Source organism: Thalassovita mediterranea (genome assembly GCF_001458435.1).
GTDB classification, from domain to species: Bacteria; Pseudomonadota; Alphaproteobacteria; order Rhodobacterales; family Rhodobacteraceae; genus Thalassobius; species Thalassobius mediterraneus.
On the sequence record NZ_CYSF01000018.1, the window covers coordinates 52,328 to 63,780 of the forward strand.

At 59.4% G+C, this 11,453-nt stretch carries 10 protein-coding genes; 4 read left to right on the top strand and 6 right to left on the bottom strand.

Annotated elements, in window-relative coordinates; genetic code table 11:
* Positions 1-10: 10 nt before the first annotated feature.
* From choV to choX, 3 genes are all read right to left on the bottom strand, one after another.
* Positions 11-1,030 (bottom strand): choline ABC transporter ATP-binding protein, encoded by a 1,020-nt coding sequence (gene choV, locus TM5383_RS15310; RefSeq protein ID WP_058319916.1) that lies wholly within the window; start codon positions 1,028-1,030, stop codon positions 11-13.
* A gap of 1 nt (position 1,031) precedes the next feature.
* The gene (gene choW, locus TM5383_RS15315) at positions 1,032-1,862 is read right to left on the bottom strand and encodes a choline ABC transporter permease subunit (RefSeq protein WP_058319917.1); all 831 of its coding nucleotides are present in this window, start codon (positions 1,860-1,862) and stop codon (positions 1,032-1,034) included.
* 113 nt (positions 1,863-1,975) lie between these two features.
* The gene (gene choX, locus TM5383_RS15320) at positions 1,976-2,899 is read right to left on the bottom strand and encodes a choline ABC transporter substrate-binding protein (RefSeq protein ID WP_143570275.1); all 924 of its coding nucleotides are present in this window, start codon (positions 2,897-2,899) and stop codon (positions 1,976-1,978) included.
* An 87-nt stretch (positions 2,900-2,986) separates the two neighbouring features.
* Here choX and betI point away from each other — a divergent pair, with 87 nt between their 5' ends.
* From betI to TM5383_RS15340, 4 genes are all read left to right on the top strand, one after another.
* Positions 2,987-3,574 (top strand): choline-binding transcriptional repressor BetI, encoded by a 588-nt coding sequence (gene betI / locus TM5383_RS15325; protein WP_076400184.1) that lies wholly within the window; start codon positions 2,987-2,989, stop codon positions 3,572-3,574.
* 62 nt (positions 3,575-3,636) lie between these two features.
* The gene (betB, locus tag TM5383_RS15330) at positions 3,637-5,097 is read left to right on the top strand and encodes a betaine-aldehyde dehydrogenase (protein WP_058319919.1); all 1,461 of its coding nucleotides are present in this window, start codon (positions 3,637-3,639) and stop codon (positions 5,095-5,097) included.
* Between the two features lie 143 nt (positions 5,098-5,240).
* Positions 5,241-6,899 carry a choline dehydrogenase gene (gene betA, locus TM5383_RS15335; RefSeq protein WP_058319920.1) on the top strand — a complete coding sequence of 553 codons (1,659 nt, stop codon included), beginning with the start codon at positions 5,241-5,243 and terminating at the stop codon, positions 6,897-6,899.
* 146 nt (positions 6,900-7,045) lie between these two features.
* Complete coding sequence (locus TM5383_RS15340; protein WP_058319921.1) at positions 7,046-7,285, top strand: HP1242/YdcH family protein; 240 nt, start codon at positions 7,046-7,048, stop codon at positions 7,283-7,285.
* A gap of 253 nt (positions 7,286-7,538) precedes the next feature.
* Here the strand turns inward: TM5383_RS15340 and TM5383_RS15345 are convergent, their stop codons facing one another.
* The 3 genes from TM5383_RS15345 to TM5383_RS15355 all read right to left on the bottom strand — a co-directional run bounded on the left by TM5383_RS15345 (position 7,539) and on the right by TM5383_RS15355 (position 11,261).
* On the bottom strand, positions 7,539-8,219 hold the full coding sequence (locus TM5383_RS15345) for an outer membrane protein (RefSeq protein ID WP_058319922.1): 681 nt from the start codon (positions 8,217-8,219) through the stop codon (positions 7,539-7,541).
* A gap of 325 nt (positions 8,220-8,544) precedes the next feature.
* The gene (locus TM5383_RS15350) at positions 8,545-9,942 is read right to left on the bottom strand and encodes a helix-turn-helix domain-containing protein (RefSeq protein WP_058319923.1); all 1,398 of its coding nucleotides are present in this window, start codon (positions 9,940-9,942) and stop codon (positions 8,545-8,547) included.
* 101 nt (positions 9,943-10,043) lie between these two features.
* On the bottom strand, positions 10,044-11,261 hold the full coding sequence (locus TM5383_RS15355) for a multidrug effflux MFS transporter (protein WP_058319924.1): 1,218 nt from the start codon (positions 11,259-11,261) through the stop codon (positions 10,044-10,046).
* Positions 11,262-11,453 lie beyond the last annotated feature (192 nt).

Below are 11,453 nucleotides of genomic sequence, written 5' to 3' on the forward strand. Positions count from 1 at the left end.
CAGTGCGGGCTTAGGCGCCGCGCGGATCCAGCAGTTTTTGCAGAACCGTCTGTGGCGTCGCCTGACCGATCACCTGACCGTTTTCGGTGATGGCAACGGGGCCGGTTTGCGACAGCTCCATCACCTCACGGATGTCGGCGTTGGCGTCCAGTGTTGCGCTGTGATCGCCGGTTGCCGGTTCCAGAACGTCACGGGCACACAGAACGCCCAGCGGGTTCATATGGGCAACAAAATCAGCGACATAGTCCGTCGCCGGATCGCTGAAGATCTGCTGCGGCGTGCCGCATTGCACGATGCGGCCACCTTCCATGATGGCGATGCGGTTGCCGATTTTGAACGCCTCATCCAGGTCGTGACTGACGAAGATGATGGTGCGGTGCAGTTTTTCTTGCAGTTCTAGCAGTTCGTCCTGCAAACGGGTGCGGATCAGCGGATCCAGAGCTGAAAACGGCTCATCCATCAGCAGGATCGGCGCGTCAGTGACGAAGGCACGGGCCAGACCGACACGCTGCTGCATGCCGCCCGATAGATCCGATACCTTGCGGTCCGCCCAATCCGACAGGCCCACAAGGGCGAGCTGTTCGTTGGTTTTCTCCAACCGTTCAGCTTTGGACATACCGGCCAGTTCCAGGCCCAGCCAGACGTTTTCGCGCACCGTGCGCCAGGGCAGCAGGCCGAACTGTTGGAACACCATGGCGACCGAATGCTGGCGGATGTGGCGCAGGGTTTTGGCGTCGGCGTGGGTGACGTTTTCCATGCCGTTTTCCGTGGCCACAGACACGCTGCCGCGCACCACAGGGTTCAGCCCGTTCACAGACCGTAGCAAGGTCGATTTGCCAGAGCCTGAGAGGCCCATCAGCACCAGAATCTCACCCTTGTCCACGGTCAGCGAACAGTTGTGCACGCCCAGCACCTGACCGGTGCTGTTCTGAATTTCGGCCCGGGTCTGGCCCTGATCCATCAGCGGCAGTGCCTGTTCGGGCTTTTCACCGAAGACGATGGAAACATTGTCAAAAGTTACAGCAGTCATATCAACGCTCCACTCGCAGCATACGGTCAAGGGCGATGGCCACGGCCACAATCACCAGCCCGCTTTCAAAGCCGAGCGAGGCGTTCACTGTGTTCAGCGCGCGCACCACAGGCACACCTAGGCCGTCCGCGCCCACAAGGGCGGCGATCACTACCATCGACAGCGACAGCATGATGGTCTGGTTCAGGCCGGTCATAATCTGCGGAAAGGCCGAGGGCAGTTCCACTTTCCACAGGATCTGCATCCGCGTGGCGCCAAAGGCTTCGCCCGCTTCGGTCAGGGCGCGGGGCACTTGGCTGACGCCCAGCTGGGTCAGACGGATCGGTGCGGGCAGAACGAAGATAAAGGTTGCCACCAGACCCGGTACCATGCCGATGCCGAACAGCACGATCATCGGGATCAGGTAAACAAACGTCGGGATGGTCTGCATCATGTCCAGTACAGGCAGGATCGCCTTAAAGAACTTGGGTCGATGCGCGGCATAGATCCCGATGGGCACGCCGACGCCCATACAGAAAATCACCGCAAAGAAGATCAGTGTTAGGCTTTCGGTGGTTTCTTCCCAATAGCCTTGGTTCAGGACATAGAGGAAACAGGTAATCACCAGCGCCACGCGGCCAAAGCTGCGTTGCAGGTAGTAGGTCAGCGCCGCAAAGAGGGCGATGATGATCAGCGCGGGCGGTGCTTGCAACAGCCACAGGAAGGCATCGATGCCTTCACTCAGGAAATCGTCAATCGCGTCGAACAGACCCCCGAAGGTGTCGGTCAACCAGTCAAATCCGTTGGCAATCCACTTGCCTACTGGGATTTTGCTCTCTTCAAGCCAGTCCATTTGGCCCCCTATTTAGTGAGTGTATGATCAGGTTCGCGTCTGATCTCGGCCGCGTTCGACTATTGCGGCCGTCAAAAAGCGCGCCGGAACAGATCCGGCGCGCTTCGTGCATTTTACATGCCCAACGAGGCTTTGACCGCGGCAACAGCATCGCCACCGTCTTTGGTGGTAACGCCGTCCAGCCAAGCCATAAAGGTGGCAGGGTTTGCTTTCAGCCAATCGCTTGCGGCATCGGCGGGCTCTTCACCGTCGTTCAGGATCGCACCCATGATTTCGTTTTCCATTGCCAGCGTAAACTCGAGGTTTTCCAGCATCTTACCGACGTTGGGGCATTCGGTTACGTAGCCTTGGCGTACGTTGGTGTTCACAATTGCACCGCCCAGGTTCGGGCCAAAGAACGCATCGCCACCGGTCAGGTAGGTCAGTTCAAAGTTGGCGTTCATCGGGTGGGGTTCCCAGCCGAGGAAGACGATGGGATCGTCTTTCTTGGAGGCACGTGCAACCTGCGCCAGCATGCCCTGTTCCGAGCTTTCGACAACTTCGAAACCTTTCAGGTCGAAAGAGTTGCTGTCGACCATTTCCATGATCAGGCGGTTGCCGTCGTTGCCCGGCTCGATGCCGAAGATCTTGCCGTCCAGCGCGTCGCGGTGGGTGTTGATGTCGGCAAAGTCTTTGATGCCCAGATCAGCAGCGGCTTTGTTTACGGCGAGGGTGTATTTTGCACCTTCGAGGTTGGCCCGTACGATTTCAACGGTGCCAGCTTCGTAGTAGGGGGCCAGATCGGCAACCATGGTGGGCATCCAGTTGCCCAGGAAGATGTCGACGTCGCCATCGGCCATCGAGGTGTAGGTCACCGGAACGGACAGCAGTTTGATGTCGGTTTCATAACCCAGCGCTTCCAGCACCACGGTGGTGGCTGCGGTGGTGGCGGTGATGTCGGTCCAGCCCACATCCGAGAAGGTGACGGAACCGCAGTCGGCCAGCGCCGGGGTGGCGGCCACGAGGGCCAGAGCGGAGAGAGTTGTCTTTAGGGTCATTGCGACCTCCTTGATATTTTTCTTGATTGACGAGTCAATAAAAAACAAATTAGCTTAACGTGGCAAGCAATTTTCTACGAGAAACTGATGCCTAAGCTAGGAATGGAGCCTATACGGCGGGCGGCGCTGGTAAAAGCGGCAATCGCAGAGATCGGGGAAACCGGCACGCTCGACGTGACGGTCAGCCAGATCGCCAAGAGGGCAGGGATGTCCTCGGCTCTTGCGCATCATTATTTCGGTGGGAAAGAGCAGATATTCCTTGCGGCTATGCGTCATACGCTGGCGGTTTATTCGGCTGAGGTGCGCGGCGCGCTTGGCATGGCGACCTCGCCTTTGGCGCGGGTCGAGGCGGTGGTTAAGTCCAGCTTCAGCCATATGAATTTCCGTCAGGACGTGGTGGCCGCATGGCTGAATTTCTATGTGCTTGCCCAAACATCTGAAGAGGCCAAACGCCTCTTAAATGTCTATCAGCTGCGCCTGCGCCGTACCCTTGGCCATGCGTTGCGCCCCCTTGTTGGGGATCGCGCACCCGCGGTGGCGGCCCGTATCGCGGCGTTGATTGATGGCATCTATCTGGAACAATCGCTGGGGTATCAACCTGCCTCCAGCGAAGGCGCTTTTGACCTGATCATGGATTATGTCGCGCTCGAAGTTGACCGCGGCTGTTCTGCCTAATCTGGCACTGCCGACCCCGATGATCTGAATACAAATACACCCCCGTACTGAAAGCACTGCACATGACCTACGACCTTCAGCCCCCTGCCAGCCACTATGTGAATGGCCGTTACGTAGAAGACACCGCCGGCGCGGTGATCGAGGTGATCTACCCCGCCACCGGCGCAGTGATCGCCAAGCTGCATGAGGCCACAGAGGCCGTAATCGAAGAGGCGATCACATCCGCCCTTGCCGCGCAGAAAGCATGGGCCGCAATGTCTGGCACCGAACGGGGCCGTATCCTGCGCCGCGCCGCCGACATCATGCGCGAGCGCAACCATGACCTGTCAGTGCTGGAAACCCACGACACTGGTAAACCGCTGCAGGAAACGCTGGTGGCAGACGCCACTTCGGGGGCGGATGCGCTGGAATATTTCGGTGGTCTGGCCGCCAGCCTGACCGGCGAACACATCCCGCTGGGCGATGGCAATTTCGCTTACACCATGCGCGAGGCGCTGGGCCTGTGCGTCGGTATCGGCGCGTGGAACTACCCCACGCAGATTGCTTGCTGGAAAGGCGCCCCGGCGCTGGCCTGTGGCAACGCGATGATCTTCAAGCCGTCTGAAACCACGCCGCTGTCGGCGCTGAAAGTGGCGGAAATTCTGGTCGAGGCAGGCCTGCCTGCCGGTTTGTTCAACGTGGTGCAGGGCACCGGCAAGGTTGGCGGCCCGCTGGTCACTGATCCGCGCGTCAACAAAGTGTCGCTGACCGGTTCCGTTCCCACTGGCCGCAAGGTTTACGCCGCTGCCGCTGAGGGCATGAAACACGTCACCATGGAGCTGGGCGGTAAATCCCCGCTGGTGATCTTTGACGATGCGGATCTGGACAGCGCGGTCAGCGGTGCGATCAACGGCAACTTCTATTCCACGGGTCAGGTTTGTTCTAACGGCACCCGCGTCTTTGTGCAAAAGGGCATCAAAGAGGCGTTCCTTGCGCGTCTGACCGAGCGTCTGAAAGGCGCTAAAATGGGCGATCCGCTGGATGAAAGCGTGAACTTTGGCCCGATGGTATCCGAAAACCAGATCTCGATCGTTGAGCGTTATGTTGCCAAAGGTCAGGAAGAAGGTGCGCGTCTGGTAACAGGTGGCAAGCGTCTGGATCAGGACGGCTACTGGATTGAACCCACTGTGTTTGCGGATGTGACCGATGATATGGTCATCGCCCGCGAAGAGATTTTTGGCCCCGTAATGTGCGTGCTGGATTTTGAGGATGAGGCAGAGGTTCTGGCCCGTGCCAATGACACCGAATTTGGCTTGGCCGCTGGTGTCTTCACCGCTGATCTGACCCGCGCGCACCGCATGGTCGCAGGGTTTGAGGCAGGCACCTGCTTTATCAACTCCTACAACGATGCGCCGGTTGAGGTGCCGTTTGGTGGGTCGAAGATGTCTGGTGTGGGCCGTGAAAACGCCAAGAGCGCGATCAACCACTACAGCGAGTTGAAGTCGGTCTTTGTTCGTCTGGACGCCTGCGAAGCGGCGTTCTGATCCCTTTGTCGCGGGTCGGGTGACACGGATCCCCCGACTCATCGCCCACCCACTCACCCCGATGCGCCGGGGGATCCTGATGGATCGCTTGGCGCCTCGGGTCGGGGAAGGTGCGGCATCCATCTGTTTCTGGAGTAAGAAGAATGGAAGCGGATTTTATAATTGTTGGCGCGGGTTCTGCTGGCTGCGCCATGGCCTATCGTCTGTCAGAGGCGGGCGCGTCGGTCATCGTGATCGAACACGGGGGCACCGATGCGGGCCCGTTCATTCAGATGCCAGCGGCGCTGAGCTATCCGATGAATATGTCGCGCTACGACTGGGGCTATATGTCCGAAGAGGAACCCCATCTGGGTAACCGAAAACTGGTTTGCCCGCGGGGTAAGGTGATTGGCGGATCGTCGTCGATCAACGGCATGGTCTATGTGCGCGGCCACGCCCATGATTTTGACCATTGGCGCGATCAGGGCGCGGATGGCTGGGGCTATGCGGATGTGCTGCCTTATTACAAACGGATGGAAACCTGGCACGATGGTGGCCATGGTGGCAATCCCGACTGGCGCGGCAAGGATGGCCCGCTGCATGTGACCCGTGGTCCGCGCAACAACCCGCTGCACGCCGCTTTTGTTGAGGCGGGGCGTCAGGCTGGGTATCAGGTCACCGATGACTACAACGGTGAGCAGCAAGAGGGTTTCGGCCCGATGGAGCAGACCGTTTACAAAGGTCGTCGTTGGTCCGCTGCCAACGCCTATCTGAAACCCGCATTGCAGCGCGACAATTGTACCGTTGTGCGTGGTCTGGCCTGCAAGGTGGTGATTGAAAACCAACGCGCCACTGGTGTTGAGGTGAAACGCGGTGGCAAGACCGAAGTGATCCGCGCCCGCCGTGAGGTGGTTCTGGCGGCGTCTTCGCTGAACTCGCCCAAGCTGCTGATGCTGTCGGGCGTAGGCCCTGCCGCACATCTGGCCGAGCATGGTATCGACGTTGTGGCCGATCGCCCCGGTGTCGGCGCCAACCTGCAGGACCACCTGGAGGTCTATTTCCAGATGGCGGCCAGCCAGCCGGTGACGCTCTACAAATACTGGAACCTGATCTGCAAAGGCCTGTTGGGGGCCCAGTGGCTGTTTACCAAGACCGGCCTGGGCGCATCGAACCAGTTCGAAAGTGCGGCCTTCATTCGCTCGCGTGCGGGCATTGATTATCCGGACATTCAGTACCACTTCCTGCCGTTGGCCGTGCGTTACGACGGTAAGGCAGCGGCGGAAGGGCACGGGTTCCAGGCCCACGTTGGTCCGATGCGGTCCGAAAGCCGGGGCAATGTGACCCTGCGCTCGAACGATCCGAATGATGCGCCGGTAATCCGCTTTAACTACATGAGCGAGGAAAGCGATTGGGTTGATTTCCGTCAGGCCCTGCGCCTGACCCGTGAGATCTTTGGCCAAGATGCGTTCAAGCCTTACGTCAAACACGAAATCCAGCCGGGCAAGGATCTGGTCACGGATGATGAGCTGGACAGCTTTATCCGCGAACACGCCGAAAGTGCCTATCACCCCTGTGGCACCTGCCGCATGGGCCGTGCGGATGATCCGCTGGCCGTGGTGGATTCCGAGGCGCGGGTGATCGGTGTTGTTGGTCTGCGGGTGGCGGACAGTTCGATCTTCCCGCGTATCACCAACGGCAACCTGAATGGCCCGTCGATCATGGTGGGCGAGAAAGTATCTGATAGCCTGCTGGGCCGTCCGCCGCTGGCATCTGATAATGCGCAGCCGTGGATCAACCCGAACTGGCAGACCGCGCAGCGCTAACGCCTATCTGGAGAAATGTAGCAGCGCAGGGGGCGATCCCTGCGCTGTTTTTTTGTGTCCGGCGCGGCGGAGTTGATCCGCGTCAAAGTGGCGGCTGAGTCTCAGGTTTAGGGTACGATCAAACGCAAGGAAAAGGAGATGCGCTTATGTCGAACACACCTCATGAGCTGGCCGAAGAGTTCCCGGAATTCGTAGAAAAAATGTCGGCGCTGAAGGTTTCTGATGCCCACTTCGCCAAAATGGCCGAAGAGTATCACGAGTTGAACCGCAAGGTACATGGCGCCGAAACCAACGTCGCCCCGCGTGAAGAGCTGGCAGAGGTTGATCTGCGTAAGCGTCGCGGTGCGCTGAAGGATGAAATCTACGCCTATCTGAAGGCCAACTAAGGTCTGCGCCCGTTTCGGGCTGAAAGAAAAGAGGCACCTCGCCAAGGGGACATTTGGCGGGGTGCCCCTGTTGGTCCCTCGCACTGCGCCGTCGTGTAGGGCTTAAGAGCGATGCAGCACGAGGGATACTCGTTTAAAGGTACTCGTTACCGATGCGCGGGGCCGAACTCGGGCAGCATCCCCGCGCAGTGGTCTCAGGCGTGGCGTGGGGCGCCAACGCCTGACACGTCAGGCTATGACAGCGTTTTGCCAATCAGAACTTGAACCGCACACCAAAGTTTACCGAGGTGCTGGACAGATCATCCGACACAGTCGCAACGCCTGCAGGCGAGGTGCGGGTGCCGGTGACGTCATAGCTGCGCGCGTAACGTACATCGCCGAACAGCGACGTGGTTTCGCTGATTTCATAGGATGCACCTGCAATCAACTGCGCGGTAAAGGCCTCGTCGTCGCCGCGGATGGTAACGTTGCTGGTGGGGCCGTAGATGACGTTCTGTTCAATGAAACCCACACCAATACCGGCGCCCACATAGGGGGTGAAGGCACTGCCGGTGTCGAAATCAACGATGGCATTCGCCAGCAGGAAGGTCGAAGAAATATCACCGCCGGGGTTTGCTTCGTTGCCTGCGCCATTGCCGGAGAAGTCCACAGCAGTCACGTCGTTGCTGCGGTAGGACAGTTCAATCTCACCCCGCAACGATGCGTTGCCGCCGATGCTACCAAATTCGCGGCCGATGGTGATACCAAAGCTGGCGCTTTCGTCCAGATCGGTTTCAACGGTTTGCGGGCCTGCGCCGATGGTGCCGGAATAGTCCAGATCGTCCGCATAGGAATAGCCAAGGAAGGCAGAGCCGTACCAGTCTTGGGCGGATGCGGGGGCGGCCAGTGCGGCAGAGGCGATCAGCGTCGCGCCGATGAGGGAATGTTTCAACATGGTGGAACCTTTGGTCAGGATATGAGTGGTGTGTGGGCCGAATTGCTTCGATGTGGCTAACCCACCACGGGGCGCTGAATTTGTCATTTCACAAGGTCCAAAGAATTTGTGTGACAGCGCCAGTGATCCAAATGCGATCACGGATTTGGCGTTCTAAGATATTGATAGCAATGTTGAAAAAATCGCACGTGTTGTCACGCACGGGTCAGCGGCGACCGGAAGCGGGCCGTCTGTTGCGCAGTCTCGCGCGGATTTGAGGTGCGTGTGATTTCGCGTCTGGTTAGGGTTTTGGTCCGCGAGGCGTTGCCGCTGTGGCCTTGGCTGTTTAGCCGACGTCGTAGGGCAGCACTTCGCGACGATTGCTGTTGATGGTCAGGCGGCGTTCCAATGGGGGAACCGCGCGCTGGTGACAGTTTTGCCGCTCACAGATTCGGCAGGAAATGCCGATCGGCTCGTACACATGCGGGTTATTGAGGTCGAGGCCGTCGGCATAGACCAGCTCATCCGCATGGCGCACTTCGCAGCCCAGCGAAATTGCATAACGCCGAACTGGCGCGCCAAAACTGCCGCCCCATTTCGATACATCACGCGCAAGGCTGATGTAGCGCACGCCGTCCGGTGTTTCGGCCAGCTGGCGCAGGAAGCGGCCCGGCGTTTCAAAGGCGCGGTGTACGTTCCACAGCGGGCAGGCACCGCCGAAGCGGGCAAACTGTAGCCGCGTGGCCGAATGGCGTTTGGTGATGGTGCCCGCCTGATCCACCCGCACAAAGAAGAACGGAATGCCCTTGGCACCCGGTCTTTGCAGGGTCGAGAGGCGATGCGCGATTTGTTCGATCGACGCGCCGAAACGATGCGACAACAATTCCAGATCGTGGCGGGTTGCCTGCGCCTCGGCCAGAAAATCGGCGTAGGGCATCAGGGCTGCACCGGCGAAATAGTTGGCTAGGCCGATCTTGGCGATTGAGCGCGCCTCATCCGATTGGAAGCGGGCCAGATCCAGCGTCGCCTCCAGCAGTTTGTTTTGGTGCAGCAGGGCGATTTGCAACAGCAGTTGGAACGTCTGAGTTTCCGGCGCGGTGCGGCTGGACATGGTCAGGGTGCGACTGTCGGGGTCGAACTGGCGCACGGGCGCGCTGTCGTTGAAATTGACCTTTAGCCCGGCGGATTTCAGCGACTTCAGCGCGTGCAGGCGGATGCCACCGGGGCCAGCGGCGTGCGAAAAATGTTCGGCAGCGCGATCCACGGCGTCGATATAGTTGTCGCAGTAATGAAAGAAGTCGCGCACCTCTTCCCACGGGCTTTGCTGGCTGCCGCGATCCTCGCGTCCCAATGCTTCATCCAATGAGGCAAGGCGTTCATGGGTTTGCCGATAGGCGCGGTGCAGGTCCAGGAAGGCGCGCGCCATTGCGGGGGCGTTTGATGCGGTTAGGCGCAGATCGGCAAGTGGGGGGATGGCATCGGCAAAGAGCGGGTCAGCCAATGCTTCGCGCATGTCGCTGACCATCCGTTCACTGTCCCCTGTGCTAAGTTCGGTGACGTCGAACCCAAACTCCTGCGCCAAGGCCAGCACAACCGTGGTCGAGACCGGGCGGTTGTTGTTTTCCATCTGGTTCAGATAGGGCAGGGAAACGCCGAGCTTGGTGGCGAAATCCTTTTGCGTCAGGCCAAGGCGCTGGCGTGTTTCGCGTAGTTTGGCGCCTGCATAGAGTTTCTGAGTGGCCATTTCGCCCCCGCCGGATTTACAGATTTGCTTTTGCAGTATGATAGATTTGCAAATCCTGCGACACAAGAGGGGTGGGGGAAGCCTCTCATCCGTGCGCCAGTTTATCCGCCCGCCAGTTGGCGATCGCGGCGGATGACGTAGAGGATGCACAGAACGGACAGAACCGACGACAGCGCCATCAATCCGATCAGTGGCAGGTCGCTGTCTGCCCCCTGTACCAATCCACCGCCATAGCCCGACAGGGCCGCGCCGCCGCCGATCAGCAGTGTGCTGCCCAGGCCCGCCGCGGTGCCTGCCAGTTGTGGGCGTACGGACAGCATGCCTGCGGATGCGTTGGGCAGCACCAGACCATTGCCCAGTCCCACCAATACCATTGCGCCAAAGAAATTCAGCGGTGTGGTGGTGCCGCTCAGGCTGATGGTATAGGCGACGGTCATGCCGAATGTGGCCAGTAGGGTGCCCCACAGGACCATCTTGTTCACCCCGACACGCGCGGCGTAGCGGCCAGTGATATAGTTGCCAAAGAAGTAGCCCAGGCCGGGTGTTGCCATCCAGATGCCCAGAGTGCTGGGCGGGATCTGATACAGGTTCGCACCCAGATACGGTGCCCCGCCGAGGTAGGCAAAGAATGCGCCTGAGGCCAGGGCTGATGCCAGCGCGTAGCCCCAGAAACGATGGGAGGTCAGGATAATCGGGTATTCGCGGATTTGCTGAGCCATCGGGGTGCCAGTGTTTGCGGCGGTTTCGCCCACATCCATCCAGATCAGCGCCAACAGCATCAGGCTACACACCAGCAGCAAAAGAAAAGAGGCCTTCCAGCCGAACCAGATATCCAAAGTGCCGCCCAATGCGGGCGCCAGCATTGGGATCAGCGCCATGCCCATGGTGACATATCCCATGACCGATGCGGCCTTGTCCTGTGGGTATAGATCCCGGATCACCGCGCGGCTGAGCACCATAGAGGCGGCAATCACCGCCTGCATCATGCGAAACACCATAAAGACCTCAGCGCTGCTGGCCAGCAAGCAGCCCAGTGTCGCCAGTGCAAACAGTCCCGTTGACCACAGCAGGACAGGGCGCCGGCCATACCGGTCGGACAGGGGGCCAATGAACAGCTGCAAAACCGCGTTCACCCCCAGATACAGCGCCACGGCCAGCTGCATAAAGGCATAGTCGGCCTGATAGTAGGTCGCCATATTGGGGAGAGAGGGCAGAAAGACATTCATTGCCAATGCCGCCATCCCCGCCAAAACCACTAGGGTTGCAACATGCGGGGGCGTACGGCGGTCAAGAAACTTGATGGTGGGGAGGTCTGTCATCGGGTGTCCTGCGGGAATGTCGTGGGGAACCCGAGTCGATCCACCGGGTGTTAGCGCCAACCTAGGGTAGGGTGTAGAGGAAGGGTAGGGGGTTCGCAAGTTTGCAATTAGCTTGGGGTCATCTGCCAAGTTTTTGCAAATTTGCCGGATTCTCCTTTGAGCAACGGTATGACGCCCCTATACCTGTTCCAA

What these genes read in the sequence shown, in the direction of transcription:
- betA (WP_058319920.1), top strand. Translation starts at nt 5,241, where the DNA reads ATGGAAGCGGATTTTATAATTGTTGGCGCGGGTTCTGCTGGCTGCGCC.
- betI (WP_076400184.1), top strand. Translation starts at nt 2,987, where the DNA reads ATGCCTAAGCTAGGAATGGAGCCTATACGGCGGGCGGCGCTGGTAAAA.
- TM5383_RS15345 (WP_058319922.1), bottom strand. Translation starts at nt 8,219, where the DNA reads ATGTTGAAACATTCCCTCATCGGCGCGACGCTGATCGCCTCTGCCGCA.
- TM5383_RS15340 (WP_058319921.1), top strand. Translation starts at nt 7,046, where the DNA reads ATGTCGAACACACCTCATGAGCTGGCCGAAGAGTTCCCGGAATTCGTA.
- TM5383_RS15355 (WP_058319924.1), bottom strand. Translation starts at nt 11,261, where the DNA reads ATGACAGACCTCCCCACCATCAAGTTTCTTGACCGCCGTACGCCCCCG.
- betB (WP_058319919.1), top strand. Translation starts at nt 3,637, where the DNA reads ATGACCTACGACCTTCAGCCCCCTGCCAGCCACTATGTGAATGGCCGT.
- choW (WP_058319917.1), bottom strand. Translation starts at nt 1,862, where the DNA reads ATGGACTGGCTTGAAGAGAGCAAAATCCCAGTAGGCAAGTGGATTGCC.
- TM5383_RS15350 (WP_058319923.1), bottom strand. Translation starts at nt 9,942, where the DNA reads ATGGCCACTCAGAAACTCTATGCAGGCGCCAAACTACGCGAAACACGC.
- choV (WP_058319916.1), bottom strand. Translation starts at nt 1,030, where the DNA reads ATGACTGCTGTAACTTTTGACAATGTTTCCATCGTCTTCGGTGAAAAG.
- choX (WP_143570275.1), bottom strand. Translation starts at nt 2,899, where the DNA reads ATGACCCTAAAGACAACTCTCTCCGCTCTGGCCCTCGTGGCCGCCACC.